This window comes from Gordonia prachuapensis (assembly GCF_036350515.1).
GTDB lineage: Bacteria > Actinomycetota > Actinomycetes > Mycobacteriales > Mycobacteriaceae > Gordonia > Gordonia prachuapensis.
This window is the reverse complement of sequence record NZ_JAZDUE010000013.1, coordinates 39,715-65,927: the sequence shown is the minus strand read 5'-3', so window position 1 is coordinate 65,927 and position 26,213 is coordinate 39,715. Positions and strand designations below refer to the sequence as shown.

Genomic DNA, 26,213 nt, shown 5'->3' with positions numbered 1-26,213 from the left:
CGATGCCGACGGTTCCGTCACCATCCGTACCGACGTGGCTGGGCGCGCGGCACGCACTGGACATCGGCTGACCATCGAGATGCAGCGATGGTTGGCCATCGTCGACTGGCGTGACGATCAACCGGTCAGGCTGGCGGCGACCCTGGCCACCGAGGGACTGCAGGTCCGTGCCGGCGAAGGCGGTCTCACCCCAATAACCGGGGCCGAAAAGGCGCTCGCCCGAACCAACGCACTGAAGTCCCTGCACTCCGGCGAGTTCCCCGAGATCGCCTACGAATCAACGACTCTGGCACACGATGCCGACGGTTACCGCGTTCATGGCGCCCTGACGATCCATGGCCCGCCGCGCCCACCCGCTCGACCTCCGTGTGGTCGACACCGCGGACGGGCACGAGGTCGCCACCGAGACAACCATCAGGCAAACCGATTTCGACATCAAGCCGTTCTCGCTGATGATGGGAACACTCAAGGTCGTCGACGAGGTGGTCGTCGCCATCACGGTGCGTGTTCCGCACCAGAGGTGACGCACGCCCGGGCGATATCGCCGGCACAGGTGACTATCGTGGACTGAGGCATAGTTCGACGATGGCCTTGTCTGATCCGGTCGGCGCATCGATCCACAGTCGCCCATCGGTGGTGAGCGCGGCAGAGATCCGTCGCAGGGCAGCGTGGAAGATCTCGGGGTGGCGTCCGTCGAGGGCGCCGACACGGACTGCCACCGCGACGTCGAACGGAGGTTCGTCCGCCGACAGCGCGAAATCCTCGATCGCCGCGCAACTGAAGTCGAGAACTCCCGAACCGATCAGCTCTGCCGACCCCGCGATGGCGATGTCGATCGCTCTCGCGGAGCGGTCGATGCCGAGGACGCGACCGCCCGGAGTCACGCGCGTCGCCATCTCGCGTGCGGCACTGCCAGGCCCGCAACCGATTTCCAGGACCCGGAGTCCGGGGCGGAGCGGCAAAGCATCCACGACACGCACGAGCCGTGGGGAGAGCCGCGCGGTCATGCTCACCCGACGCCTCCGGATCGGTGCCGGTGCCACATGATGGGGTCGGGATCGGCGGCGGTGGTGTCGACACCGGCATCGGCGAGCATCCACCGGGCGATCTGCCGGCGATGGGCGGAAAAGGTCAGCACGTGCGCCCAGATCTGGGACAGGAGAAAAGATTCCGGCGGATCGCAGATCGCGTCGACGATGCTGTCCGACCACGCGGCCCGTCGTTCCACGTCGCGGGTCAGTGCAAGCCAGCGCGGCGCGATCTCGGCATGCAGGTCGGCCAGGGTGGCCACGTCGGCGACACCGGGGACATCCGGCTCGTCGTCTCCCTCGATACTGGCCAGCCACGGTAGCTTGCCGATCACGAGCTGGGTGAGGACCGCTGCGATGGACTCCTCTGGGCCGCTCCACGTGATCGGCCGGTGACCGGGCAGACGCGGGGCACGATAGGCGCTATCGTCGGCGCCCTTGGCGATGTCGATCAGTGCGGCGATGTCATCGAGATCGTGACGCACCATCAGGGCGACCACGTCACCTGCGGATTCCTCGGATGGCGCGTCGTTGTCGATGTAGAGCACGGTGGGTGAGTGGAAGTGGACTCCGTTGGGCGACGGCAGCCAATGCCCGCGCACGGCGCGTGATCCGAGTCGGCTGGGCGGGTGCCCGAATGCCCGGGCGAATGCCCTGGCGAACCCCTCGACCGAGTCATAACCGGCGGCGAAGGCGGCGTCGGTGACCGACGACCCGCGTTGCAGTTGCCAGGCGGCGCGCTCCAGCATCACCCGGCGACGCAGCGCGACCGGGGACTCGCCGACATGCTTCGTGAACTGCCTGCTGAAGTGAAACGCCGAGACGTGCGCACCGGCGGCCATCTCGTCGAGGGAGTGGTGGTCGGCGGACAGCACGGCGTCGAGTAGCTCACGTATGCGGTCACGTCCGGTGTCCTCGCCCATGGACTCAGTATCCGCCGCGGGAGCATGCACGCACCCGACCGTTCTTGCTGACTCCGCATCGCGACTGACATCGGCGACGGCGAGTGGGTCGAGTGTACAGATCTGAAAAAATGTCTACCGATTCGTTGACACTGATGGCGACGCATGTCTCTAATGATCGAGTGACCTACGACACAATCATTCGGGACGGGCTGTGGTTCGACGGGACGGGCACGCCGCCGGCGATCCGCTCCATCGGAATCCGGGACGGTGCGGTGGCGGTGGTCTCCGCAGATCCGCTGGACGAGAGCGGATGTGACGATGTCGTCGACGCCTCGGGCAACTGGGTCATGCCCGGGATGATCGACATCCACACCCACTACGACGTCGAGGTGCTTGCCCAACCTGCGCTCGCGGAGTCGTTACGCCACGGGGTGACAACGGTTCTGGTGGGGTCATGCTCGCTGTCCACGATCCACGTGGACGGCACCGAGGCGGGGGATCTGTTCGGGAGGGTCGAGGCGATTCCGCGTGAGCACGTGATCGACACCGTGGACCGCCACAAGACGTGGTCGGCGCCGGCCGACTACATCGACGCTCTCGACGCCCGCCCGCTCGGCCCGAACGTCGCCGGCTTCATCGGGCATTCCGACATGCGCACCGCGGCCATGGGCCTCGATCGGGCGACCCGGTCGAATGTCCGGCCCACGGCATCCGAGCAGGCCCAGATGGAGCGGTGGCTGGCGGAGGCCCTGGACTGTGGATTCGTCGGGATGTCGTCGCAGCAACTCCTGTTCGACAAGCTCGACGGCGACACCTGCCGGTCGCGCACCCTTCCATCGACCTACGCCAAACCCCGTGAACTCCGTCGCCTCAAGTCGTTGCTCCGCAAGACCGGACGGATTCTGCAGGCCGGACCCGACATCTCCAATCCGGCGAACGTGGGTTCGCAGGCCTTCACCTCGCTGGGTATCGGACGCCGCACACTCAAGACCAGCCTGCTCTCGGCCGCCGACATCAAGGCCAACCCGTACGCGATCAAGATCATGGGTCCCCTTGCGGGCCTGGTGAACCGGCTCGGCGGCGACTTCCGCTGGCAGCATCTACCAGTGCCCTTCGAGGTGTACGCCGACGGCATCGATCTGGTCATCTTCGAGGAGTTCGGTTCCGGTGCCGCGGCACTGCATCTCAAGGAGCAGCTCGCCCGCGACGAACTGTTGCGCGACGAGGCGTACCGGCGCCGGTTCCGCAAGGATTACGAGTCGAAGTTCGGGACCCGGGTGTGGCATCGAGACTTCTTCGACGCCGAGATCGTCGCCTGCCCCGACCGGTCGGTGATCGGGAAATCGTTCGGACAGGTCGGACTCGACCGGGGCGGCCTGCATCCGGTCGATGCGTTCCTCGACCTCGTGCTCGAACACGGGACCGACATCCGCTGGCGAACCACGATCTCCAATCACCGACCCGAGGTCCTCAGGCAGATGGCCCGCGAACCGGGAATCCAGCTCGGCTTCTCCGATGCCGGGGCACACCTGCGCAACATGGCGTTCTACAACTGCGGACTTCGGCTGCTCAAGCATGTGCACCTCGCCGAACAGAGCGGGGAACCGTTCATGACCGTCGCCGAGGCGGTACACCGCATGACCGGCGAGCTCGCTGATTGGTACGACATCGACGCCGGCCATCTGCGTCCCGGCGACCGTGCCGACCTGATGATCGTCGATCCGGAGCATCTCGATGACTCGCTCGAGAAGTACGCCGAGGCAACCGTTCCCGCGTTCGGCGGCATGTCACGCATGGTGAATCGTAACGACGACACCGTCGTGGCGGTGTACGTCAGCGGTCGCCGGGTGGTCGACCGCGGGGTGCCGACCGAGATGGTGGGACAGCAGCGGACCGGACAGTTCCTGCGGGCCGGCCGCCGTGGCGCGCCGGTGGCCGCGGACGCGGCAGGCGTCACCGGCCCGCAGACGCGTGGAACTGCCCTCGCCGAGGCGGGGGTGTCCGAGTGACGACCTCGGCAGCCGATATCGTCCTCGGGCTGTGGCGCGCTCTCTCCGACCGCGATTGGGATGCGGTCGCAGGTTTCGTGACCGACGACTGCGTGTACGTCGACGTGCCGTTCGGGCCGGCGCTCGCCGCGCGCGGCCCCACGGACATCGTCAAGCGACTCCGGGTGGGGCTCGAACCCCTGGCGGAATACTCGAACCACGACGGACTGATCGTCGCAAACGGTGATGACGTCATCTACGAGCATTCCGAGACATGGAAGTGGCGCACCGGCGAAGTGGCGGTGCTGCCGTTCGTGACGGTGCATCGTCTGCGCGACGGCAAGGTGACCTTGTGGAAGGACTACTGGGACTCGGCCACACTCATCAACAACGGCCCGCCGACCTGGATGGACGACCTGACCACCGCCGACACCAGCTGGATCTACGACGCCACCGGCCAGATCTGAGGTCAGTCCCGGTGCAGCCGCGGCAGTAGCGCCACGGTCTTCGCGTCCGTCCACCCCGGAGGCTGCAGGATCTGGGCCCACGCATACGGGATCGACGACTTGTAGTCGTGCCCATGCCCGTCCGGCACGTTCACGGCGACCGCCATGTCGGCAGAGACCTGCAGGAACGTCACGAACGGAATCCACCGCGTCGACGACAGCACATCGCGCCCTCGCGGCTCGTCGAGCCAGTCCGGTTCGTTGAGGATCAGTCGCGGGCTCCACCACGTGATGGGGTCACTCGAGTGTTGGAGATAGACGAGCCGCGACTGCTCCCACGGTGCATCCGGGCGCGACAGATCGGTCTCGTCGGCGATGAAGCGGACGTGGGTGCCGTCGTCGTACACGGGCAACACCTGCGGTGACCCCGGATCGCGATTGCTGACCGTGTCGTTCCACAGGGTGTTGTTGAACGTCGGGCCGCTGAACAGGGCGCCGTCGGTGCGTGCGGCCAACGCCGGGATGGTCCCGAACGCCGCTTCTCCCGCAAAGGAGCCCAGACTCTCCCCGAACACGATGAGCTTCGGGCGCTCGGCCTCGGGAATCGCGCGGACCCGCTCGGACACCGCCTCGAACAGTGCGCGACCGGCCTGCCGGGCGCGTTCCTTGTCCACTAGGAACGACAACCAACTCGGCAGGTAGGAGTACTGCATGCTGACGGTGGCGATGTCGCCGTTGTACATGTACTCCAGGGAGTCGACCGTCGCCTTGTTCACCCAGCCGCTTCCGGTGGTGGACGCGACGGCCACCACCTCCCGTTCCAGCCCGCCGGTGCGGACGAGTTCCTCGGTGGCGAGTTCTGCTTCCTCCCGGAGACTGTCGGCGGACTCCAGTCCCGCGTAGACCCGGATGGGTTCCTGGGCGGGCGAACCGTTGAACAGTGACAGCGCACCGACATCGGGCCCCTTGGAGACGAACACCCTGCCTTCACGGCCGAGTGAATCCCACGTGACCAGCGATCCCGGGCCGCCGGAGCGCAACGACGAGGTCGGCGGGGAGGTTTCGGCCTTCGTTTCCTCGTTCGCCGCGGCGAAGCTCGCATTGAGCCACTGCATCGAATATTTCGCGACCACGCCGTTGAGGATGAAGATCGTTAAGGCGACCACCACGATCGCACCGACGGCGGCCGAGACCCGGGGCGGTGCAATGCGATTGAGGTGGCGAACCGACCACCGCACGGCGAAGGCGAACAAACGGCCGAAGGTCACGAGCAGTAGGAACACGATGACGGCGGTGATCGCGATGAGCGGATACGACGTCCAGGGCAGCCCGTCCACATCCATGATCGAGCGAATTTCGGTCTGCCAGTTCGCGAACCACAGCAACATGAGGACGGTCCCGACGAGAGCCACGATGCCCAGGACTGTCCACAGCCGGCGCGAAGCCGGGCGCCAGGGCTCGTCGCGCGACATCATGAACCTGATGAACCAGCTGACGAACACCCCGAGGCAGTAGCCGACGGCGGCCGATGCACCGCTGACGACGCCCTGGAAGAACGCGCCGCGAGGAAGCAGCGACGGAGTCATGGCCAGCCAGACGAAGACGACTGCGACGGCCATCGGCGCGAAGGGATACCGGGTCAGGTGCCTGCGCCACCATGGAGTTGCCTTGGTCGAATCATCTTCGGCACGGCCGTCAGCATCGACGACGGTGGTCGCGTCGGCCGGGTGCTCTCCCGGCGTCTGTTCACCGTCGGTGGGGGATGTGCCGCTCTCGGATGTCACCGGTGCTCCTCCGCTGTGGTTGGCGCAACAACCGTATCAGCGGGTGAGGAGTATTCGGCAGATTCCGGGTGCTGCCGACCGACGTGCGTCAGCCGCCCAGGCGGTCACCGCTCGCCGGGTCGAACAGGTGCACCGCGCGATCGATCTGGTGTAGCCGCACAGAATCTCCCGCCTTGGCCGGCGACCGGTGCGCCGACCGCGCGACCAGCGTCACCGGGTCCCCGTCGAGCGTCTCGATCGACGGGTCGTCGACTCGCGCGTAGATGTAGCTCTCGCTGCCGAGTTCCTCGAGCAGGGCGACGTCGGCGTCGATGCCCTGGTCGGCCCCGATCTCGAGGTGTTCGGGTCGGATACCCACGATGACCTTGTCGAGCCCGGAACCGCGTAGCAGCGCTTGCGATTCGTCGTCGAGATCGACAGAGGACCCGGCGATCTCGATCGAGGAGTCCTTGACCGGCGCGACGAACAGGTTCATCGCGGGGGAGCCGATGAAGCCGGCGACGAAGGCATTGACCGGGCTGTCGTAGAGGTCGGCTGGGGTGGAGAACTGCTGCAGGACGCCGTTGCGCAGGACGGCGACGCGGTCGCCCATCGTCATGGCTTCCACCTGGTCGTGGGTGACGTAGACGGTGGTGGTGCCGAGTCGGCGCTGCAGGGCGGCGATCTGGGTGCGGGTCTGCACACGCAGCTTGGCGTCGAGGTTGGACAGCGGCTCGTCCATGCAGAACACCTGGGGTTCACGCACGATCGCTCGGCCCATGGCGACCCGTTGGCGTTGGCCGCCAGACAGTTTGGCGGGTTTGCGGTCGAGGAAGTCGGTGAGGTCGAGCAGGCGGGCGGCCTCGGCCACCTTGGCCTTGCGTTCCTCGGTGGAGATGCCGCGCATCTTCAGGGCGAAGCCCATGTTCTCCCCGACGGTCTTGTTGGGATAGAGCGCGTAATTCTGGAAGACCATCGCGATGTCGCGGTCCTTGGGGGCCACGCCGACCATGTTCTGCCCGCCGATGCGGATCTGGCCGGAGTCGATCTCCTCGAGTCCGGCGAGCATGCGCAGCGCGGTGGATTTCCCGGAGCCCGACGGGCCGACGAGGACGACGAACTCACCGTCGGAGATGTCGAGGTTGAGGCGGTCGACGGCGAGTTTGTCGGCGCCGGGGTAGACGCAGCATGCGCCGTCGTAGGTGATGGAAGCCATGGTGTTCTCCTGTGATCGAAGAGGTAAGGGGGCTACTTGATTGCGCCAAACGAGAGGCCGCGGACGAGTTTGTTCTGAGCGATCCATCCGCAGATGACGACCGGGAGTGCGGCCAACACGGACGCGGCGGACAACTGGGCCCAGTACAGACCCTGACCGGACATGAACCCGGTGAGGAACACCGGCATGGTCTGGGCGTTGACCGCGGTCATGTTGACGGCGAAGAAGAACTCGTTCCACGAGAAGATCACGCAGATCAGTGCTGTCGCCGCGATTCCCGGCGACACGAGCGGCAGGATGACCTCGCGGACCGAGGTCCACAGGCTGGCACCGTCGATGCTGGCGGCCTCCAACAGTTCTGCGGGTACCTCCAGAAAGAACGAGCGCATCATCCACACGGCGATGGGAAGGTTCATCGCGGTGTAGAGGATCACCAGGGTCCAGATGTTGTCGAGCATGCCGATGCGTCCGACGATCACATACAGCGGGATGATCGCGGCCACGATCGGCAACATCTTGGTACTGATGAAGAAGAACAGTGCGTCCTGGGTCTTGCGCACGGGCCGCAGCGACAGCGCGAACGCGGCCGGAACTCCCAGCGCGAGTACCAGAATCGTGGAGACGATGGTGGCGAACAACGAGTTCAGCAACGGTGTCGCGATACCGGCGTCGAAGACCTCGCGGAACTGATCCAGCGTCGGCGCGAAGATGAACGTCGGTGGATCGGTCGCCGCCTCGCTCTCCTGCTTGAACGCGGTGAGCACCATCCACAGCACCGGGAAGAAGAAGCCCAGGGCCAGGATCCAGGTCACCACCGTGAGCAGCGCGCCGCGGGTGTCTCTGCGTCGGGTGATCTCGACGCCTCCGACGGTCTCGGTCGACCGATGGGTGGGGGACGTGGTGGTCATCAGGCCGCCTCCTCGTTTCCGGTGAAGGTCTTGAAGATCAGACGTAGGGCGAGCGAGGCGACGACGATCGTCCCGATCACCGTGACCACGCCCATCGCCGCGGCCTGACCGATGTCGAAGCCCAGGAAGGCGCGTTGGTAGATGTAGAACGGCAGATTGGCGCTGGAGACGCCGGGCCCGCCGGAGGTCATCATGTAGACGGCGTCGAAGGTGTTGACCAGGTAGATCGCGCCGAGGACCGCGCCGAGTTCGATGAACCGACGCAGATGCGGCAGGGTCAGCTCACGGAAGAGCCGGAAACTGGTGGCGCCGTCGACCCGCGCTGCTTCCTGGATGTCCTGCGGCATCGACTGCAGGCCCGCCAGGATGAGAAGCATCATGAACGGCGTCCATTGCCACACGAGTTCGGCGATGACGCTCATCAGTGGGAACTGGCTGAGCCAGTCGGTCTCCACACCGAACGGCCCCAACATCCAGTTGACCAAGCCGTTCGTCGGTGACAGCAGGCTGGTCTTCCACAGCAACGCCGCGGCGACCGGCGTCACCAGGAACGGCGTGATCAACAGGGTGCGAACGATACCGCGTCCCAGAAACTTCCGGTCCAGGAGCAGGGCGAAGATCAGGCCGAGGATCACCGACGCGAGCACAGTGCCGGCGATCAGGACGATGGTGTTGAACGTGACACGCCAGAACTGCGTGTCGGTGAACACCGCCAGATAGTTGTCGATGCCGACGAAGCTCCGGGATCCGGGTCGGACCAGGTTCCAGGACTGCGTCGAGTAGAAGAGGGTGAACAGGAACGGAACCTGGGTCACCACGAGCATGAAGATCAGGGCGGGCAGCAGCGGGCCGCGCCGTCGCCACCCTTCGGCACGCGATATGTGGTCGCGCCGCGAACTCGGCGCCGCCGGTTGTGGCTGGGGTTCGGCCCCGGGCTGGGCGAGTGTGGTGGCCACGGCTCACCTCTCCTTCTGGTAGGTCTTGCCGACCGTCTCGGCGTACTCCTGGCTCTGTTCGAGCGCTCGATCGACACTGATCTGTCCGGCGATGGCCGCGGAGATCTGTTGGCTCACCCGGGTCCCGAGATCCTGGAACTCCGGGATCGCGAGGAACTGGATCCCGGTGTAGGGGACCGGTTGCAGTGTCGGGTCCTGCTGGTCGGCGGTGGTCATCGCCGACAGCGTTGCGTCGGCGAACGGTTCCGAGATCTCCTGGTATGCGGGCAGTTCGTAGGTCGACATCCGACTGCCGGGCGGTATGTTCGCCGCACCCAAGGTCTCGGCCACGTACTCGATGTAGTCGCGGTTGGTCATCCAGTTGATGAACTTCCAGGCGTCGTCGGGCTTCTCACTGCTGGTGGGGATACCGAGCGACCACGTGTAGAGCCACCCGTTGTCGGCCTTGGCCATTCGTGGTGCCGGCAGATATCCGACGTCTCCGGCGATGGTGGAGGTCTCCGGGCTCTCGAGCACCGAGACCGCCGATGTGGCGTCGTACCACATCGCCGTCTGACCTTGGGAGAGCAGGTTGCCGCACTCCTGGAAGCCCGACGACGCGGCACCCGGTTGGCCGTGGTCGCGGACCGTGTCGACGTAGAACTGCACTGCGGCCTTGACTTCCGGGCTGGTCAACTGTGCGTTCCAGTTCTCGTCATACCACCGTCCGCCGAATGCGTTGATGACGGTGTTCAGCGGCGCCAGCAACTCGCCCCATCCCGGCTTGCCGCGCAGGCAGATCCCGGAGACGTCGCCGCGGTCGAGGGCCGCGGCAGCGTCGGCGACCTCCGGCCAGGTCGGATTCGGGGGCAACGAGATGCCCGCGTCGGCGAACATCCGCTTGTTGTACATGAGGAACGACGACTCGCCGTAGAACGGCGCCGAGTACATCGAACCCTCGTACGACAGGGCGGATTTGAGTGTGGGGATGAAGTCGTCCGAGTCGTAGTCGGGATCAGCGGCCATGTACGGACCGAGATCGACCAGCCAACCGTTCTCCGCCCACATCGGCGTCTCGTAGTTGCTGATCATGACGACGTCGAACTCGCCGCCGCCGGTGGCGACGGATGCCGTGATCTTGGCCCGGGCCTCGTTCTCCGACAGGGTGACGAACTCCAGGTTGATCCCGGGGTTCTCGGCTTCGAACTGGGAGGACAACGCGACGGCGTCCTGCATCTGGGAGTTCGAGACCATGGCCACGGTGACCGCGTCACCGCCGCCGCCGGTCAACTCACCCGCGCCGGAACAGCCGGCCAGCGTGAGCGCGGCAACCGACGCGATCGCGGTGGCGCCGATCTTCGGGCCACGCGGGATGCGGCGGCGACGGCGGCCGCGTTTCGGGACGTGCGCCATCAGAGGTCACCTTTCTGTTGCGCGACAAGCCATTCTGCGGTGGGGAGATCGGTGACGAGGATCGTCGCGTACCCGCCGCGGATGGCGCCGAGGATGGAGTCCCGGCGGTGCTCTCCACCGGAGACGAGGATCGTGGTCGGACAGGCCCGCACACTGTCGAGCGGTACCGATACCGTCCGATCGACGAGCGTCGAGCCGACGGCACGGCCGTGGTCGTCGTAGAAGCGTCCGCCGATCTCGCCGACGGCTTCGAGTTCGTCGAGCTCATCGAGAACGATCGCGTCGATGAATGCGCCCTCGAAGAGGGTGGTCGAGGTCGACACCGAGCCGACGCCGAACAGCATCACGTTGGCCGACCTCGCTGCGGACAGCGATTGCGAGAGGATCGAATCCCGTTGCAGCGCAGCCACCGTCTCGGGATCGGCATACAACGGTGCGACCAGGCGGATCGGGCGTGCATGTAGACGATCGGACAATCGGGCGAGGGCGTGGTCGACACCGGTGTGGTATTCGACCGACGTCATCGAGCCATCCATCTGAACCACCTGGCGGCACGACGAGGTGGCCGCCATCGCGTCGGCGACCGCGACCTGCTCAGGACCCCACGTGAACCCGAGCACATCGGTCGGCTGGATGCGGCGCATCAGGACGGACGCCCCGGCGCGGCCCAGCGCGGCGTTGGCCGAGGCGGTGCCGTCGGCGACTTCGTCGATGATGAGGACCTCGTCGAGCCCGAACGTCTCCTCGACCGACCGCTCGACGTCGGTGTGAATGGAGGAGCGGAGGTGGCTGGGCGCGCTCACCGTCACCTGTACGAGTCCCTGGGCGCGCGCACGGGCGACGAGCCGGCCTGCAGTCGGACGGGACACGCCGAGACGCGTGGCGATCTCGGCCTGGGTCAGGCCCTCGAGGTGGTACATCGTCGCGGCGCGGACCAGGAGTCGCAGGTCATGTCCGGTGTCCGCGGTGGTTCTCGAAGGAGTGGTCAACCTCGCCGCCCTCAGATTCGTGTGAGCATTTGCTCACTAGCCGGGAATATGCTCAATACGCTAACATTGCGGATGTGATGCACGCAACAGTCAATCCCGTGAGTGATCTGGCGATCACGAGCATGCGAGCGAGTGTGCTGTACCCGGACGGTCGCCTTCTCGTGGAAGAACGGCCCATACCCCGCCCCCGCCCCGGCGAAGTCCTCATCCGGGTACTCGCCGTCGGTGTATGTGGTTCCGACACCCACTATCTGCGCCACGGTCGTATCGGCACGCATGTCGTCGAGCATCCGATCGTGCTGGGCCACGAGGCGGCCGGGGTCATCGTCGGAGTCGGGGATGGAGTTCCAAAATCCCGTGTGGGGCAGCGGGTGTCAATCGAGCCGCAGTGTCCGGACCCGTCGACAGACGAGTCGCGTCGCGGTCACTACAATCTGTGCCCTCGCATGCGCTTCTACGCCACACCTCCGGTCGACGGTGCGCTGTGCGAGTACGTCACGATCGGTGCCGCGTTCGCGCATGCGGTGCCCGACTCGGTCGGCGACGACGCCGCGGCGCTGTGTGAACCCCTCTCCGTCGGAATCACCGCCATCCGCAAAGCCGAGGTGACGATGGGGGACTCCGTGCTCATCGCAGGCGCCGGACCCATCGGACTGATGTGTGCGCAGGTCGCGCGGGCGGCAGGCGCGGATCGGATCGTGGTGAGCGAACCGGACGCGGTGCGACAGGCGATCGCACCGCGGTTCGGCGCGACCGAGGTCGTCGAGCCCGGCGCCGAGATCGCCGATGTCTCGGCGTTCATCGATGCCAGCGGAGTCCCGGCTGCGGTCACCGCCGGTGTACGTGCGCTTCGCCCAGCCGGGCGTGCGGTACTGGTCGGCATGGGCGCCGACGAGATGTCGCTGCCCACCAGCGTGATCCAGAACCGTGAGATCGTCCTGACCGGGGTGTTCCGTTATGCCAACACCTGGCCGGCGGCGCTGTCCCTCATCACCTCGGGGCGCGTCGATCTCGACGCGATGATCACGGGACGTTTCGGGCTCGACGACGTCCGAGCAGCTCTCGAGAGCGACCGCACACCCGGCAGCATCAAGGCGATCGTCTATCCCGGCGGGACGCCGCCGGCCACACCCATCCAGTCGCCGGAATCGGCGGAATCCGACACAGTAGAGGACGTGCACCCGTGACCGACACACACGAGCTGAGTCAGGCGGAGCTCGCGGAGATCCGCAGCGTCTCGACCCCCGAATACGACCGGTCGCAGATGGGTTGCGGCATCGTCCACTTCGGGGTCGGTGGATTCCACCGGGCGCACGAGGCAATGTATCTGGACCGACTGTTCGCCGCCGACGCGGAGGCCGCGTCGGATTGGGGGATCTGTGGTGTCGGGGTGCGGCCGCCCGACGCCGCGATGCGTGATGCGCTGGTACCGCAGGACGGTCTCTACACGCTGACCCTTCGTCATCCCGACGGTGCGGTGGAGACCACGATCGTGGGTTCGATCATCAAGTATCTGTATGCGCCGGACGATCCCGACGGCGTCGTTGAACAGCTGGCCGCACCGGCCACCCGCATCGTCTCACTCACCGTGACCGAGGGGGGCTACAACTTCTCGCCGTCCACCGGCGAGTTCGACCTCGACAACCCCGACATCGTCGCCGACCTCGCCGACGGTGCGGTGCCCCGTACCGTGTTCGGTCTGGTCACCGAGGCGCTGCGTCGTCGTCGGGCACGCGGTATCGAGTCGTTCACCGTCATGTCGTGTGACAACATCGCCGGCAACGGCCATGTCGCCGAGTCGACGTTCCTCGCATTCGCCCGCCGCAAGGACCCCGATCTGGCCGACTGGATCGCCGACCACACCCGTTTCCCCAACTCGATGGTCGACCGCATCACCCCCGCCACACCCAAGGAACTGCGCGTCGAGGTCCGCGAGCGGACCGGCATCGACGACCGGTGGCCGGTTGTCGCCGAACCGTTCACCCAATGGGTGCTCGAAGACGCCTTCTCGATGGGGCGTCCCGCCCTCGAGGACGTCGGCGTGCAGGTCGTCGACGATGTGACGCCCTACGAATTGATGAAATTGCGGCTGCTCAACGCCGGCCATCAGACGCTGTGCTACTTCGGATATCTGATGGGGTACCGGTACGTCCATGACGCGACTACCGAACCGCTGATCGCCGAGCTGTTGCGCCGCTACATGTCCCAGGAGGGACGTCCGACGTTGCAGCCGGTGCCCGGAGTCGACCTGGACTCCTACACCGAAACCCTGATCGACCGGTTCGGCAACTCCGCGATCGCCGACACGATCGCGAGGTTGTGCCAGGACTCCTCGGACCGAATCCCCAAGTGGCTGGTGCCCGTCATCCGAGACCGGCTCGACAACGGGGGAGATGTCACCCTTTCTGCCGCGGTGGTCGCGTCCTGGACCCGGTACGCCGAGGGCGTCGACGAGGACGGTGCCGAGATCACGGTGGTGGACCCGCTGTCGGAGCGGATGGTCTCGGCCGCAGTGAGGTCGCGTTCCGAACCGCTGGCTTTCGTATCGGACGCGAGCCTGTTCGGCGACCTGGCCGGCGACGAACGGTTCACCAAACCGTATCTGGCCGCCCTGGAATCCCTACGGAGTGAAGGCGCACGGGCAACCCTCGAGGGGCTGCTGGCATGACACTGGTCGCAGGGGTCGACTCCTCGACGCAATCGTGCAAGGTCCTCGTCTGCGACGCGGCCACCGGCGGCGTCGTCCGGAGCGGGTCCGCGCCGCACCCGCCGGGCACCGAAGTGCACCCCGATCACTGGTGGGATGCGCTGCAGAGAGCCATCGAGTCCGCAGGCGGACTGGATGACGTTGCGGCCCTATCGGTCGCCGGTCAACAGCACGGCCTGATCTGTCTGGATCGTGATGGACAGGTGGTGCGGGATGCGTTGTTGTGGAACGACACCCGATCGGCGGGCAGTGCCATCACACTCATCGACGAGCTCGGTGGCGCAGCGGAGTGGGCGGATCAGGTCGGCGTCGTCCCGGTCGCCTCGATCACCGCGACCAAACTGCGTTGGCTGGCCGACAACGAACCCGACCTCGCCGATGCGACTGCGGCGGTGTGTCTGCCGCACGATTGGCTCACCTGGCGACTGCGCGGCGGGACGGACATCCACGAACTGACCACCGATCGCAGTGACGCATCGGGGACCGGTTACTACTCGGCGGCATCGGACAGCTATCGCGACGACGTGCTCGACATCGCCTTCGGTGGGCGTCGGCCGGTGCTCCCGAGGGTTCTCGGTCCGGCCGATACCGCCGGAACCACCCCCGGCGGCAAGATGATCGGAGCGGGGGCCGGCGACAATGCCGCTGCTGCACTGGGATTGGCGGTGGGCCCGGGTGATTGTGTCGTTTCACTGGGAACCTCAGGGGTGGTCAGTGCGGTCTCCGGGACACCACCGCGCGACGCCGACGGCCTGGTCGCCGGTTTCGCGGACGCCACCGGCCGACATCTTCCGCTGGTGTGCACCCTCAACGGTGCCCCGGTATTGGCTGCGACCGCCCGGATGTTGGGCGTCGATCTCGACGACTTCGGCACCCTCGCTCTTTCCGCGGAGCACGGGGCGGGCGGGCTGGTGTTCGTGCCCTACCTCGCAGGCGAACGCACACCGAACCTGCCGGACGCGACCGGGTCGCTGATCGGCGTCACCACCGACAACTGGTCCCCGGAGAACGTGGCGCGCGCCGCCGTCGAGGGCTTGCTGTGCTCACTCCTGTACTGCCTGGAGTTGGTGCGAGGCCAGGGTGTGGACCTCGACCGCGTCCTGATGATCGGCGGTGGGATGCGGTCGGCGGCGGTGCGGGACATCGCACCCGATCTCTTCGGTCGCACCGTGCACATCCCCGATGCGGGCGAGTACGTCGCACTCGGTGCCGCGCGGCAGGCGGCGTGGGCCGCGACCGGCGAGCTCCCGGGCTGGGAGGTGCCGGCCGAGGAGCGGACAGCTGGGGCGGCCGACCCGCAGGTATACGCGCGCTACCGCGAGGCCGCGGATCTGGTGCTGCGGGGCTGACGGAGCGGGGGCCCCTTCGTGACATCCCTTCGCAGGCTCCGGGATTCCTCAGGGGTCGGGTGGGGCGTCTCATTTCGATCCCTGAGGAGCGAGGCGCTAGCCGAGCGTCACGAAGGGGCGCCGACGAAAGTGCCCGCGCCCGTGATCAATGGCAGGTCGAGGGTGGTGCGGATTCCCGACGGGCCGTCGACGACGCTCGGGATGGCGTTGACGATCCGGCCGGCCGCCGCGACGATCGCCGCGTGGTTGTGGTCGCCGCGCTCGCTGGATGGACAGATGTCGACACGGTAGGCGGGTTCCCCGACGATCTCGACCCGATAGCAGCCGCCGGGCTGGGCCGGTTGCGGCCACTGCGCACCGAGATCTCCGCGGAGACGGGTGACATGTTCGACGACGATCGCCGGTCTGCCCTCCGCCATCCCGATGATCTCGAATCGGACGGCGGCGCGGGTTCCCTTCTCGACGCGACCCGTGGCGACGTCGAAGGCCTCGGGCGCCGCCTCCTCCTCGTAGTGCTCGACGATCTCGTCCACGGTGACGCCGAGGCCGGCGGCGAGTTGACGAATCGTTGTGCCCCAAGCCATTCCCAGAATTCCCGGAAGGAAGAGCATCGGTGTCTCGTCCATCGGTTTGCCGAAACCCATGACGTCGAACATCACGGTTGCGCCGTCGTAGGTGGCGTAGTCGGCGATCTCCATGCAGCGGATCTGTTCGACCTGCTGACAGGTCCCGGCGAGGGCGAACGGGATGAGGTCGTTGGCGAAGCCCGGATCCACGCCCGTGATGAAGATGCTCGCCTCGTTGTCGGTGGCCGTCGACTCGAGCTTCTTGATGACCTTGTCCGGCATAACACCCCAGGGGTACTGCAGGGTATTCGGCGCCGACCCGACGACATCGATTCCCGCGGCGAGGAGGCGGACGCAGTCGTCGAAGGCCTCGACGGGGCGGGTGTCGCCCATGGCGCAGTAGACGACGCAATCCGGTTCGGTCGCGATGAGGGCGTCGAGATCGGTGGTCGCGGTGACGCCGGTCGGCCCGGCGTCGATCTCGGCGAGCTCTGCAGCGTCTTTGCCGACCTTCTCCGGGTTCGACACGCACACGCCGACGAGGTCGAACCGTGCGTCGCCGATCAGTTGACGCAGCGCCAGCCGCCCGACGTTCCCGGTACCGACGTGGCCCACTCGGATGGCCATCGATCACTCCTTGCCTGGTCAGGTGAACAAATGTCCGGACTAGTGTCCATCTAGTAGATCACGCCGCGCGATGGATTGATAGAACCTGTTCTCATTTGCCTCTTGACCAGGTAACCTTCCTCGCCATGGGACGTGTAGACGGCAAGGTGGCGTTGATCAGCGGCGGTTCGCGGGGGATGGGTGCGGCGCACGCACGCATGCTCGTCGACGAGGGGGCGAAGGTGGTGATCGGCGACATCCTCGACGACGAGGGCAAGGCGCTCGCCGACGACCTCGGCGCGGCCGCACGGTATGTCCACCTCGACGTGACCTCTCCGGATGACTGGACGAGCGCGGTGTCGGCAGCCGTCGACGACTTCGGCGCGCTCAACGTCCTGGTGAACAATGCGGGGATCGTGAACGGTGCCGAGTTGCGCAAGTTCCGGCTCGACAAATGGAAGCAGATCCTCGACGTCAATCTCACCGGCACATTCCTCGGGATGCAGGCGGCGGTGGACCCGATGATCGCCGCCGGCGGCGGTTCGATCATCAACGTGTCATCGGTCGAAGGTCTGCGGGGCAGCCCGTGGGCCCACGGCTACGTCGCCACCAAGTGGGGCGTCCGCGGTCTGGCGAAATCGGCTGCGTTGGAACTGGCCTCGCACAACATCAGGGTCAACTCCATTCATCCCGGCCTGATCCGGACGCCGATGACCGAAGGGCTCCCCGAGGATCTCGTCAAGATTCCGCTGGGTAGGCCGGCGGAGTCCGACGAGGTCGCGACCTTCGTCGTCTTCCTCGCCAGCGACGAGTCCTCCTACGCAACCGGAAGCGAGTTCGTCATGGACGGCGGACTGACCGCCGACGTGCCGCACAAGTGACCACCGCGCGACTCATCGGGTGATCCTCGGGATGATCGCCACCAACGCGACCATCCCGACGACCTCGACGACCGTCTGGGTCACCACCACCGCGCCTGCGACCTCGAAGCCGGCGGGCAGCGCGAGGGCGAGGGGCAACACCACCAATGAGTTCCGGGTGGCCCCCGAGAACGCGATCGCGCGGCGCAGGGGCAGATCCAGACCGGCGCGCCGAGCTATCAGCAACCCGAGTCCGGCCATCACCGCCAGGAACACCACGTACACGGGGATCAACTCGACGATGTCGCGGACATGGTCACCGAGCGTGGCCATCTGGGAAGCGACCACCACGACCAGGACCACGACAACAAGCGGCACCATCAGAGTGCTCACCCCGACCCGGAAGCGGTCGATCTGCGCAACCGACCGGGCCGCCGCCTGCGTCGACCAAGCAGCCGCGAGCGGCACCGCGATCAGCACGACGAACGCAACCACGAACGGTTCGGGTTCGACGACGTCGGCGATCTCTGACCCCATGAAGATCGTGAGATAGACGGGCAGGAGCACCATCTGCGCGAGCAAAAGGATCGGCGTCGCCGCCAGCAACCGATGTCCGGCACCGCCGGCCAGACCGCTGAACACGATCACATAGTCGACACAGGGACACAGCAGCACGAGCAGGACACCGATCCGGATGGCCGGCTCGTCCGGCAGCAGGCTGAACAGCACTCCGACCACGATCGGGACCACCACGAAGTTGACGGCCAGCAGTACCGCCATGAAACGGCTGTCCCGCAACGACTTCCCGAGCGTCGCCATGGGGACCTGCAGGAACGTCACATACAGCAAACCTGCGATCGCGGGATTGATCGCGATTTCCAGCGAGGACTGCCAATTCGGCATCGACAGCCCCAGCCCCGCCCCGACTGCCACGGCAGCCAGATAGATCGCGACCTGATGTCGCTCCATGGTCTCCGGAAGAGCGGCAGGCGGACGCACAAGGCCCATTGTGTCCGACGGCGCGAACGCTCCGCCGACCGTATCCAGATCGCCGACCGTGTCGCGCCAGAATGAATTTATTCAACAACCGTTGACCACAGCATCCCGCAGTCATACGCTCCGATCATGCGCGCCATGATTCTCAAGGAATTTCGCGAACTCCGGCGGGACCCCCGCACCCTGGCCATGCTGATCGTTCTGCCGCTGCTGCTGCTGGTGATCTTCGGATACGCAGCCAATTTCTACGTGTCGTCGGTCCAGACCGCTGTGGTCGGCCCCGCCGCCGCGCAAGTCGAGAACAGTCTGCCGTCGTACTTCGAGGTCACCGAGACGAATGAGGCCGACGGAGCGGCGCAGGCACGGGACATGTTGCGGGAGAACAAGGTCGACGTGGCCATCGTGACCGGCGGTCCCGGCGAGCAACCGGTGGCGTATGTGGACGGTTCGAACCTGTTCGCCGCGCAGTCGACGGTCTCGGTGCTGAACCGGCTGGGAGATCGGATCCGGACCGACATCTTGTTCAACCCGGACCTCGAGACATCGTGGGTCATGGTGCCGGCGATCATCGGACTGATCCTCACCTTCATCGGCACCATCATCACCAGCATCGGCCTGGTTCGCGAACGTGAGGCGGGGACACTGGAACAGCTTGCCGTCATGCCGATACGGCCCAGCCAGGTGATCCTCGGGAAGATCGTGCCGTACTTCATCCTCGCCGCCATCGACATGGTGGTCGTCACGGTCCTCGGCATGGTCCTCTTCGGCGTCCCGTTCAACGGCAACGTCCTCGTGTTCGCGCTCGGTGCCGGGATCTTCTTGTTCGTCGTCCTCGGTCTCGGCGTGCTGATATCCACCATCTCGCAGACCACCGGGCAGGCGATCCAGACCGCGTTCCTGTTCCTTCTTCCCCAGATCCTGTTGTCCGGCATGATCTTCCCGCTGGATGCGATGGCGGCCGGGGTGCGGTGGATCGGGTACCTGCTTCCGCTGACCTACTTCACGATGATCTCCCAGGGGGTGATGCTGCGCGATGCCCCGATCGATTCGCTGTGGCTGCCGCTGGTCGTGCTCGCGGTGATGGCGGTGGTCGTGTTCACCGGGGCCACACTGCGATTCCGCCGAGACCTTGCCCCCGATGTGAAGAAGTCGCCGCCGCCGGCCTCACCGACATCCACTGAGGCGACCGACGCGGACGTGGCATGACCGCCCCGAGTGCCGTCGCCGCAGCCCGATCGGTGTCGGTGAGTTTCGGTGACCGAACGGCTCTCGATGACGTCACCGTCGAGGTACCGGCCGGGCAGGTCGTCGCGCTCGTCGGTGGAGACGGTGCGGGTAAGTCGACGCTGCTGCGGGCGTTCGTCGGCGAGGTGGGCCCGGACAGCGGCTCGATCGAGGCACCGGCCAAGCACGAGATCGGGTTCCTGTCCGCCGGGCCCGGCAGCTGGGCTGCGCTGACGGTCCGGCAGAACCTGGATTTCGTCGGCGGGATCTACGGGCTCTCGGGTGACGAACTGGTCGAGCGACGCGAAGGCGCCATCGATCGGGCAGGTCTTCGGGTGGCCGCCGATCGCCTCGCATCGGCCCTCTCGGGCGGGATGCGACGCAAGCTCGGCGCGGCGATGGCGATGCTCCATCGACCGGGTCTGCTGGTTCTCGACGAACCGAGCACCGGTGTCGATCCGGTGAGTCGAATCGATCTGTGGCGCATGATCTCCGAGGCCGCGGCCGACGGGGCGGCGGTGGTGATGTCGACGACCTACCTCGACGAGGCAGAACGGGCGGGGCACCTGGTCGTGCTCGACGATGGACGGATCCTCACCCAGGGGTCCTACGACGAGGTACGCACGGCATTCACCGGGGTCATCACCGCCGCCGACGTGCCCGTCCGGCCGGAGTGGTCGTGGCGGCGGGGGAGACGACGCCACGAGTACTGGGCGCAGGGGAGTCCCGACACCGATGCGCAGACGGTGACACCAGATCTGGAGGACATCGTCATCGCCTTGTCGATGTCGCGACGACACGAGGAGCCGGCATCATGAGCGACGAGGTGTTGCGTGCCGACTCGGTCACCCGTCGGTTCGGTGACTTCACCGCCGTCGACTCGGTGTCGATGACCGTGCGGCCGGGCGAGGTGGTCGGCCTGCTCGGCGCCAACGGTGCCGGCAAGACGACGTTGATCCGCATGTTGTTGGGGTTGCTGGCGACCACCGAGGGCGCGGTCGAACTGCTCGGCGGTCCGCCCGACCGAACGCACCGGGCCCGGATGGGCTACGTGCCGCAGAATCTGGGGCTCTACCGAGACCTCACGGTGGTCGAGAACCTGTCATTCAGCGCCGCCGCATACGACGCCGCCATCCCCGATCTGCCCGCCGCACTGGCCGATGTCCGGAACACGCTCGTCGGCGACCTCGCCCTCGGTGCGCAACGGCAGACGGCCTTCGTCGTGGCCTTGGCACACCATCCCGAGGTGCTGGTGCTCGACGAGCCGACCTCCGGAGTCGACGCGCTGTCCCGAGCCGAGCTGTGGGACACGATCAGGGCACAGGCCGACGGCGGGGCCGGGGTCCTGGTCACCACCCACTACATGGAAGAGGCGCAGCAATGTGACCGACTGCTCCTGATGGCCGGTGGCAGGCTGGTGGGGTCGGGGAGCGAGGACGACATCATCGGGGACACCCGCGCCGTCGCGGTGCACACGCCGGACTGGGCTCGGACCTTCGCGATCCTCAACGCTGCCGACATACCGGTGATCCTGGACGGCCGAGCGATTCGGGTGCCCGACACCGACCCCGCGACCATCGACGAGGCGTTGTCGGCGGCCGGCGTCGAAGCGGAGATCAGACCGGTGCGCGCCACCATCGAGGAGCGGATGCTGGTTCTCGCTCGGGAGCGATGACGGGGGCACGGGGCCGCGGTCGGCCCAGGCTCGACGACACCGGGGACAACAAGCGTGGACAGATCCTCGATGCCGCTCGAGAAATGTTTGCGGAGCGGGGATTCGAACGAACAACCATGCGCGCGATCGGCAGCCGCGCAGGCGTCGATCCGGCACTCATCCATCATTACTTCGGCACCAAGAACGACCTCCTCGTCGCGGCCCTGCGTCCGGAGATCGATCCCACCACCCTGTTCGCCGGCATCGCCGACCGCGGTACCGGTGTGGGACGTGAGTTCGTGGAACGTGCCGTCGGCTTCTGGGAGGACAATCCGCAACAGCGGTCGCGTGCGGTCGCACTGCTCAGGGTCGCGGTGACCCACGATGAGGTCGCCGACCGGCTACGCGAGTTCTTCGTCGGTGTCGCGACCACAGTGTTCGGCGACGTCGCACGCGCCGATCATCGGGAACGGCGGATCGCGCTCGTGGTCTCGCAGATGTTCGGGCTGGTGCTGGCGCGCTATGTCATGAAGGTCGGCGAGATCGAGACCGCGACGGCGGCCGAACTGGGGCGGAGTGTGGGCCCCACCATCGACAACTATCTGTTCGGGGAGTTGTAGCCGGCGCCGGGTCCGGGACATCGACACCGGCCCACCCCGGAAGACCATGGGGCACAATGGTCCCAACGTCGCCAGGAAGGACGCGATGATCCGCCCCGACAACGCCGCGCGAGTGCGCTCGGTGGTTCTGCTCGCCGCCGTTGTCGCAGCTCTGGTCGCGATCAACCTCACCGCCCACCTCGCCGGGAGCCCGGTCGCCGTCCTCGCTGTGCCCCTCGGGGCGGTCATCGTCGTCGGCGTGGCCCGGCTTGTGGGTCTGCAGTGGCGCGAGATGGGATTGAGCCGCGGAGAGCTGCGATCCGGCGTCCCCTACGCGGTGGCGGCGGTGGTCGCCGTGTTCGGGATCGTGACGGTGGCCGTCGCCATCCCGGCGACGCGTCAGTTCTTCTTGTCGGATCGTTTCGACAGTGCGACCGCAGCCCTGTTCGCCGCGCTGGTGACCATCCCGTTGCAGACGGTGCTACCCGAGGAACTGTTGTTCCGTGGTGTTCTGCAGGGGTCGCTGGGCCGGCTGTTCGGCGTGCGCACCACGCTGGGTCTCGGTGCGGCAGCGTTCGGGCTGTGGCACGTCGGGTCGTCCATGGGACTCACCGAGGGCAACGAAGGTCTGCGCTCGGTGCTCGGCTCCGGCGCGATCGGTCAGATCCTGGGCATCGCCGGTGCCGTCGCCGCGACGACCGCCGCGGGTTTCGTGTTCGGCTGGCTTCGCCATCGCACGACGAGTCTGCTGGCGCCCGTCGCCCTGCACTGGGCGCTGAACGCCACCGGCGCGGTGGGAGCTGCCGTGGCGTGGCACCTGCCGTCCTGACCGTATGGACGCTAGGTGGTGCCGAAGATCCGGTCCCCGGCGTCGCCGATCCCGGGCACGATGTAGCCGTTCTCGTCGAGCTCCCGATCGACCGCGGCCGTGAAGATCGGGACGTCGGGATGAGCAGACCTGAGCATGTCGATGCCCTGCGGACAGGCCAACAGGCACACGAACTTGATCGAGCGGGGCGAGTACTCCTTGATGCGGTCGACGGCGGCCACCGCGGAATGGCCCGTCGCCAGCATCGGATCGACGACGACCACGTCACGTTCAGCGAGATCGCCGGGCATCTTGAAGTAGTACTCGACGGCAATCCTGGTCTTGGGGTCACGGTAGAGGCCGATGTGGCCCACCCGCGCACCCGGAACCACCGTCAGCATGCCGTCGACGATGCCGGTGCCCGCCCGCAGGATCGAAGCGAACACCAGCTTCTTGCCGTCGATCACGTTAGCGGTGGTCGTCTCGAACGGGGTCTCGATGGTCACCGGATGCATCGGGATGTCGTGTAGGACGTCGTACGCCATGAGGGTTGATATCTCGGTGAGAAGGCGACGAAAATCGTTGGTGGACGTGTCCTTTCGCCGCATGAGTGTCAGCTTGTGCTGTACCAGCGGATGGTCGATGAGAACCACGTCGTCCATGTCGGGATCCTTCGGTCAGAAAACGGTGCCGTCACTGGCGATGTCGAGGGGAGGCAGGCCGCCGCGCCGTGCCCGGGCGCATTCCCGGCCGGCCGCCCACGTGCCCCCTTCCAGCACACAGGCCAACGGGAGTCGGTCGGCGTCGACCGCGAGCTCGCGGCGTACCTCCTGCGCGATCTCGTCGATCAGCGTGATGGTCAGCGCCCGCCATTCCACGACGAGCTCGTCGCCTGCGGCCCAGCGGTGTTCCGCGACATCGGGATCGCGGAGCCGCAGGACACCGGTATCGAGCAGCAGACCGCCGTTGCGGTATTCCGGCAGTGCGGTCAGGGAATCGAGGCCGTCGACACCATGGCCGGCCCATACGAACGGCTCGAGCAGTGAATACGTCAACCACTGTGACAATTTGTGGAACGGCATCCATCCGTCGGTCAATCCGTCGCCGCGCACGGCTTTGTGGCGCCAGCAGTCGCCCAGCGGGACCCCGCCGAGCGTGTTGCCGGACAACCAGATCCCCGAGGTGGTGGTCAACAACAGGTCGAGGATGGCATGGGCGTCGACCGCGGTGGTGCCGGCTCCTGCCAGCGCGTCGTAGAGGTGGCCGGGCCGGCGATCGTCGCCGAAGACGTCGGCACGCTCGCCCATGGTGGTCCCGAGCCGCCGCAGCAACTCCACGCGTCCGTCGAGCCCGACGAGTGGGTTGCGGTCGTCGACCTGGAAAGCGGTGCCGAGATCGGCGACGGTCAGCCGACGCAGACCGGCGGCATCGACCTGCATCGGCCGGTCGGGATCGGTGGAAAACAGGCCATCGACGAAGGCATGCCAGCACGCGACTGCGAGACCTTCGGAACGCCCTATTCGCAGGCCGGTGTCCGCCTCGACGTACGACCAGTCCGGACCTGCACCGGCGTCGAGGAGAACACTGACGACCGCCAGGTCGATGAGCGACCTCGCCTGGGCTGCCCGATCGTCGGGCAGGAGTCGGCGGATCCGGTCGGTCCGATCCGTACCACCGGCCTCGAAATGTCGCCAGCGACTGTGGAATGGGATGTCGAGCTCGGGATATCGGCGTCGCGTCACGGTCACGACCTCGGCCGCGGCGGCCGGTAGGGCGTCGTCGTCGACGACGAACCAGGTGGAATCTCCGGCACGGGCGCGCTCGGTGAGCGCGCCGGCCCGTTGCCGGATGGCCGTGGTGGACCGGAGTGTCCCGGCGGCGCGCTGCGCGCCGGTGACCTCCGGCAGGTCGATCGTCACGTGCCCAGGCCCCTGCCCTTGGCCTTGCCCAGTTCCGCTGCGTCCGGCACCTGACCCGGGGTGAAGTAGCCGGCTGCCATCTTCGCGTCGATCTCGACCTGAGCATCGGCGGGGATGAGTTCATCGGGGATGTTGACCCGTTCGCCGACCTCGATGCCCGAACCGGTGATGGCGTCGTACTTCATGTTGCTCATCGACACCAGACGGTGGATCTTCCGGATACCGAGCCAGTGCAGCACATCGGGCATCAACTCCTGAAACCGCATGTCCTGCACGCCCGCAACGCATTCGGTCCGTGCGAAGTACTGCTCTGCGGTGTCTCCGCCGACCTGCCGTTTCCGTGCGTTGTAGACGAGGAACTTGGTGACCTCGCCGAGCGCGCGTCCTTCTTTACGTGAATAGGCGACCAGCCCGACACCTCCGCGTTGTGCGCAGAGGATGCATTCCTCGATCGCATGTGTCAGATACGGCCGGCACGTGCAGATGTCGGAACCGAAGACGTCCGATCCGTTGCACTCGTCGTGTACGCGTGCGGTGAGCTCGACCTCCGGGTTCACGAGATCGGTTGCGCTGCCGAAGATGTAGACGGTTTGACCACCGATCGGCGGGAGGAAGACCTCGAGGTCGGATCGGGTGACGAGCTCCGGGTACATCCCGCCGGTCTCCTCGAACAGCACGCGCCGGAGCGCGGCCTCGGTACATCCGAATCGCTGAGCGACCCCGGGCAGGTACCACACCGGTTCGACGGCAGCCTTGGTGACGAGCGCGGCGCCGGAGTCGAGAAGGAACCGGCCGTCGGGTCGCAGTCGTCCCTGCGCGATGGCGTCGGCGATCTCGGGAAGGATCACGTGGGCCTTGGTGATCGCGATGGTCGGACGGATGTCGTGTCCGGCGGCCAACCGGTCGGCGAACACATCGGAGGTGACCGCCCCCCACGGATCGAGGCTGACGATGCGGTCGGGTTCCGACCATTGCGGGTGCGGGCCGACGACATCGGTGGGTGCGGTGTCGGTGAGGTCGGCGCGGTGTTCCCGGGACAGCGCGCCCGCGGCGACGGCCAGCGCGCGATAGACGCTGTACGAGCCGCTGTGGGTGCCGATGACATTTCGGTGCGAACGGCGCGAGGTGGTGCCGACGACGGGTCCGCGTTCGGCCGGGGTCGGTGCGCCCCATCGGATCGGGAGCGCGTCGAGTCCGCCGCTGTGAGAGGTCAGTCGGATGTGACCGGACGATGCGGGCGGCAGCGCGTCCGGACTCAGATCTGAGGTCATCATCGCTCCTGTCCGTGCGGCCCATCGGCGCCAGTGGAAGCGCCAGCATAGCGACTGCAGGGA

At 66.6% G+C, this 26,213-nt stretch carries 25 protein-coding genes; 12 read left to right on the top strand and 13 right to left on the bottom strand.

Annotated features, from left to right (window positions below; genetic code table 11):
- Positions 1-335 precede the first annotated feature (335 nt).
- Positions 336-524 carry a hypothetical protein gene (locus V1Y59_RS16020; protein ID WP_330505952.1) on the top strand — a complete coding sequence of 63 codons (189 nt, stop codon included), beginning with the start codon at positions 336-338 and terminating at the stop codon, positions 522-524.
- 33 nt (positions 525-557) lie between these two features.
- Here V1Y59_RS16020 and V1Y59_RS16015 read toward each other — a convergent pair whose 3' ends face one another.
- Entirely contained in the window at positions 558-1,007 is a 450-nt protein-coding gene (locus V1Y59_RS16015) for an SAM-dependent methyltransferase (RefSeq protein ID WP_330506038.1), read from the bottom strand.
- Positions 1,008-1,009: 2 nt separating this feature from the next.
- Positions 1,010-1,951: a helix-turn-helix transcriptional regulator gene (locus V1Y59_RS16010; protein WP_330505951.1), complete on the bottom strand. Its 942-nt coding sequence runs from the start codon at positions 1,949-1,951 to the stop codon at positions 1,010-1,012.
- A gap of 134 nt (positions 1,952-2,085) precedes the next feature.
- Here V1Y59_RS16010 and V1Y59_RS16005 point away from each other — a divergent pair, with 134 nt between their 5' ends.
- Both V1Y59_RS16005 and V1Y59_RS16000 read left to right on the top strand, forming a co-directional pair.
- Complete coding sequence (locus V1Y59_RS16005; protein WP_330505950.1) at positions 2,086-3,942, top strand: N-acyl-D-amino-acid deacylase family protein; 1,857 nt, start codon at positions 2,086-2,088, stop codon at positions 3,940-3,942.
- Positions 3,939-4,388, top strand: coding sequence for a nuclear transport factor 2 family protein (locus tag V1Y59_RS16000; RefSeq protein WP_330505949.1), 450 nt, complete (start codon positions 3,939-3,941; stop codon positions 4,386-4,388). The genes V1Y59_RS16005 and V1Y59_RS16000 overlap by 4 nt, the downstream gene beginning before the upstream one ends.
- Positions 4,389-4,390: 2 nt before the next feature.
- On the opposite strand, the gene V1Y59_RS15995 is transcribed toward V1Y59_RS16000, so the two are convergent.
- The 6 genes from V1Y59_RS15995 to V1Y59_RS15970 form a co-directional block, all read right to left on the bottom strand.
- On the bottom strand, positions 4,391-6,151 hold the full coding sequence (locus tag V1Y59_RS15995) for an alpha/beta hydrolase (protein WP_330505948.1): 1,761 nt from the start codon (positions 6,149-6,151) through the stop codon (positions 4,391-4,393).
- An 88-nt stretch (positions 6,152-6,239) separates the two neighbouring features.
- Positions 6,240-7,346 carry an ABC transporter ATP-binding protein gene (locus tag V1Y59_RS15990; RefSeq protein WP_330505947.1) on the bottom strand — a complete coding sequence of 369 codons (1,107 nt, stop codon included), beginning with the start codon at positions 7,344-7,346 and terminating at the stop codon, positions 6,240-6,242.
- 32 nt (positions 7,347-7,378) lie between these two features.
- Positions 7,379-8,254: a carbohydrate ABC transporter permease gene (locus tag V1Y59_RS15985; protein WP_330505946.1), complete on the bottom strand. Its 876-nt coding sequence runs from the start codon at positions 8,252-8,254 to the stop codon at positions 7,379-7,381.
- Positions 8,254-9,210 carry a carbohydrate ABC transporter permease gene (locus V1Y59_RS15980; RefSeq protein WP_330505945.1) on the bottom strand — a complete coding sequence of 319 codons (957 nt, stop codon included), beginning with the start codon at positions 9,208-9,210 and terminating at the stop codon, positions 8,254-8,256. The genes V1Y59_RS15985 and V1Y59_RS15980 overlap by 1 nt, the downstream gene beginning before the upstream one ends.
- Before the next feature lie 3 nt (positions 9,211-9,213).
- Positions 9,214-10,602: an ABC transporter substrate-binding protein gene (locus tag V1Y59_RS15975; protein ID WP_330505944.1), complete on the bottom strand. Its 1,389-nt coding sequence runs from the start codon at positions 10,600-10,602 to the stop codon at positions 9,214-9,216.
- A complete protein-coding gene (locus V1Y59_RS15970; protein ID WP_330505943.1) occupies positions 10,602-11,591 on the bottom strand; it encodes a sugar-binding transcriptional regulator in 990 nt (329 codons plus the stop codon). Before V1Y59_RS15970 ends, V1Y59_RS15975 begins: the two co-directional genes overlap by 1 nt.
- A gap of 122 nt (positions 11,592-11,713) precedes the next feature.
- On the opposite strand from V1Y59_RS15970, the gene V1Y59_RS15965 reads away from it, so the two are divergent.
- From V1Y59_RS15965 to xylB, 3 genes are read left to right on the top strand one after another with little or no spacing between them, the layout of a single operon-like run.
- Complete coding sequence (locus V1Y59_RS15965) at positions 11,714-12,778, top strand: NAD(P)-dependent alcohol dehydrogenase (protein WP_330506037.1); 1,065 nt, start codon at positions 11,714-11,716, stop codon at positions 12,776-12,778.
- Positions 12,775-14,259 carry a mannitol dehydrogenase family protein gene (locus tag V1Y59_RS15960; RefSeq protein ID WP_330505942.1) on the top strand — a complete coding sequence of 495 codons (1,485 nt, stop codon included), beginning with the start codon at positions 12,775-12,777 and terminating at the stop codon, positions 14,257-14,259. The genes V1Y59_RS15965 and V1Y59_RS15960 overlap by 4 nt, the downstream gene beginning before the upstream one ends.
- Positions 14,256-15,647: a xylulokinase gene (gene xylB / locus V1Y59_RS15955; RefSeq protein ID WP_330505941.1), complete on the top strand. Its 1,392-nt coding sequence runs from the start codon at positions 14,256-14,258 to the stop codon at positions 15,645-15,647. The genes V1Y59_RS15960 and xylB overlap by 4 nt, the downstream gene beginning before the upstream one ends.
- 107 nt (positions 15,648-15,754) lie before the next feature.
- On the opposite strand, the gene V1Y59_RS15950 is transcribed toward xylB, so the two are convergent.
- Positions 15,755-16,840 (bottom strand): NAD(P)H-dependent amine dehydrogenase family protein, encoded by a 1,086-nt coding sequence (locus V1Y59_RS15950; protein ID WP_330505940.1) that lies wholly within the window; start codon positions 16,838-16,840, stop codon positions 15,755-15,757.
- Between the two features lie 125 nt (positions 16,841-16,965).
- On the opposite strand from V1Y59_RS15950, the gene V1Y59_RS15945 reads away from it, so the two are divergent.
- Positions 16,966-17,700, top strand: a complete 735-nt coding sequence (locus V1Y59_RS15945) for a glucose 1-dehydrogenase (protein ID WP_330505939.1) — start codon at positions 16,966-16,968, stop codon at positions 17,698-17,700.
- A 12-nt stretch (positions 17,701-17,712) separates the two neighbouring features.
- On the opposite strand, the gene V1Y59_RS15940 is transcribed toward V1Y59_RS15945, so the two are convergent.
- Positions 17,713-18,678 carry an arsenic resistance protein gene (locus V1Y59_RS15940; RefSeq protein ID WP_330505938.1) on the bottom strand — a complete coding sequence of 322 codons (966 nt, stop codon included), beginning with the start codon at positions 18,676-18,678 and terminating at the stop codon, positions 17,713-17,715.
- A gap of 126 nt (positions 18,679-18,804) precedes the next feature.
- Between V1Y59_RS15940 and V1Y59_RS15935 the strand changes: the two genes are divergently transcribed.
- The 5 genes from V1Y59_RS15935 to V1Y59_RS15915 all read left to right on the top strand — a co-directional run bounded on the left by V1Y59_RS15935 (position 18,805) and on the right by V1Y59_RS15915 (position 22,981).
- Positions 18,805-19,881: an ABC transporter permease gene (locus V1Y59_RS15935; protein ID WP_330505937.1), complete on the top strand. Its 1,077-nt coding sequence runs from the start codon at positions 18,805-18,807 to the stop codon at positions 19,879-19,881.
- Positions 19,878-20,717: an ABC transporter ATP-binding protein gene (locus V1Y59_RS15930; RefSeq protein WP_330505936.1), complete on the top strand. Its 840-nt coding sequence runs from the start codon at positions 19,878-19,880 to the stop codon at positions 20,715-20,717. Before V1Y59_RS15935 ends, V1Y59_RS15930 begins: the two co-directional genes overlap by 4 nt.
- A complete protein-coding gene (locus V1Y59_RS15925) occupies positions 20,714-21,574 on the top strand; it encodes an ABC transporter ATP-binding protein (protein WP_330505935.1) in 861 nt (286 codons plus the stop codon). Before V1Y59_RS15930 ends, V1Y59_RS15925 begins: the two co-directional genes overlap by 4 nt.
- On the top strand, positions 21,571-22,173 hold the full coding sequence (locus tag V1Y59_RS15920; RefSeq protein WP_330505934.1) for a TetR/AcrR family transcriptional regulator: 603 nt from the start codon (positions 21,571-21,573) through the stop codon (positions 22,171-22,173). Before V1Y59_RS15925 ends, V1Y59_RS15920 begins: the two co-directional genes overlap by 4 nt.
- Positions 22,174-22,258: 85 nt before the next feature.
- Positions 22,259-22,981 carry a CPBP family intramembrane glutamic endopeptidase gene (locus V1Y59_RS15915; RefSeq protein WP_330505933.1) on the top strand — a complete coding sequence of 241 codons (723 nt, stop codon included), beginning with the start codon at positions 22,259-22,261 and terminating at the stop codon, positions 22,979-22,981.
- Between the two features lie 11 nt (positions 22,982-22,992).
- On the opposite strand, the gene upp is transcribed toward V1Y59_RS15915, so the two are convergent.
- The 3 genes from upp to V1Y59_RS15900 are packed head-to-tail and all read right to left on the bottom strand — an operon-like array spanning position 22,993 to position 26,150.
- Positions 22,993-23,622 (bottom strand): uracil phosphoribosyltransferase, encoded by a 630-nt coding sequence (gene upp, locus V1Y59_RS15910; protein WP_330505932.1) that lies wholly within the window; start codon positions 23,620-23,622, stop codon positions 22,993-22,995.
- Positions 23,623-23,637: 15 nt separating this feature from the next.
- The gene (locus tag V1Y59_RS15905) at positions 23,638-24,879 is read right to left on the bottom strand and encodes a URC4/urg3 family protein (protein WP_330505931.1); all 1,242 of its coding nucleotides are present in this window, start codon (positions 24,877-24,879) and stop codon (positions 23,638-23,640) included.
- On the bottom strand, positions 24,876-26,150 hold the full coding sequence (locus tag V1Y59_RS15900; protein WP_330506036.1) for a GTP cyclohydrolase II: 1,275 nt from the start codon (positions 26,148-26,150) through the stop codon (positions 24,876-24,878). The genes V1Y59_RS15905 and V1Y59_RS15900 overlap by 4 nt, the downstream gene beginning before the upstream one ends.
- Positions 26,151-26,213: the final 63 nt, after the last annotated feature.

What these genes read in the sequence shown, in the direction of transcription:
- V1Y59_RS16020 (WP_330505952.1), top strand. Translation starts at nt 336, where the DNA reads ATGGCCCGCCGCGCCCACCCGCTCGACCTCCGTGTGGTCGACACCGCG.
- V1Y59_RS16015 (WP_330506038.1), bottom strand. Translation starts at nt 1,007, where the DNA reads ATGACCGCGCGGCTCTCCCCACGGCTCGTGCGTGTCGTGGATGCTTTG.
- V1Y59_RS16010 (WP_330505951.1), bottom strand. Translation starts at nt 1,951, where the DNA reads ATGGGCGAGGACACCGGACGTGACCGCATACGTGAGCTACTCGACGCC.
- V1Y59_RS16005 (WP_330505950.1), top strand. Translation starts at nt 2,086, where the DNA reads ATGGCGACGCATGTCTCTAATGATCGAGTGACCTACGACACAATCATT.
- V1Y59_RS15990 (WP_330505947.1), bottom strand. Translation starts at nt 7,346, where the DNA reads ATGGCTTCCATCACCTACGACGGCGCATGCTGCGTCTACCCCGGCGCC.
- V1Y59_RS15985 (WP_330505946.1), bottom strand. Translation starts at nt 8,254, where the DNA reads ATGACCACCACGTCCCCCACCCATCGGTCGACCGAGACCGTCGGAGGC.
- V1Y59_RS15975 (WP_330505944.1), bottom strand. Translation starts at nt 10,602, where the DNA reads ATGGCGCACGTCCCGAAACGCGGCCGCCGTCGCCGCCGCATCCCGCGT.
- V1Y59_RS15965 (WP_330506037.1), top strand. Translation starts at nt 11,714, where the DNA reads ATGCGAGCGAGTGTGCTGTACCCGGACGGTCGCCTTCTCGTGGAAGAA.
- xylB (WP_330505941.1), top strand. Translation starts at nt 14,256, where the DNA reads ATGACACTGGTCGCAGGGGTCGACTCCTCGACGCAATCGTGCAAGGTC.
- V1Y59_RS15950 (WP_330505940.1), bottom strand. Translation starts at nt 16,840, where the DNA reads ATGGCCATCCGAGTGGGCCACGTCGGTACCGGGAACGTCGGGCGGCTG.
- V1Y59_RS15945 (WP_330505939.1), top strand. Translation starts at nt 16,966, where the DNA reads ATGGGACGTGTAGACGGCAAGGTGGCGTTGATCAGCGGCGGTTCGCGG.
- V1Y59_RS15935 (WP_330505937.1), top strand. Translation starts at nt 18,805, where the DNA reads ATGCGCGCCATGATTCTCAAGGAATTTCGCGAACTCCGGCGGGACCCC.
- V1Y59_RS15930 (WP_330505936.1), top strand. Translation starts at nt 19,878, where the DNA reads ATGACCGCCCCGAGTGCCGTCGCCGCAGCCCGATCGGTGTCGGTGAGT.
- V1Y59_RS15925 (WP_330505935.1), top strand. Translation starts at nt 20,714, where the DNA reads ATGAGCGACGAGGTGTTGCGTGCCGACTCGGTCACCCGTCGGTTCGGT.
- V1Y59_RS15920 (WP_330505934.1), top strand. Translation starts at nt 21,571, where the DNA reads ATGACGGGGGCACGGGGCCGCGGTCGGCCCAGGCTCGACGACACCGGG.
- V1Y59_RS15915 (WP_330505933.1), top strand. Translation starts at nt 22,259, where the DNA reads ATGATCCGCCCCGACAACGCCGCGCGAGTGCGCTCGGTGGTTCTGCTC.
- upp (WP_330505932.1), bottom strand. Translation starts at nt 23,622, where the DNA reads ATGGACGACGTGGTTCTCATCGACCATCCGCTGGTACAGCACAAGCTG.
- V1Y59_RS15900 (WP_330506036.1), bottom strand. Translation starts at nt 26,150, where the DNA reads ATGACCTCAGATCTGAGTCCGGACGCGCTGCCGCCCGCATCGTCCGGT.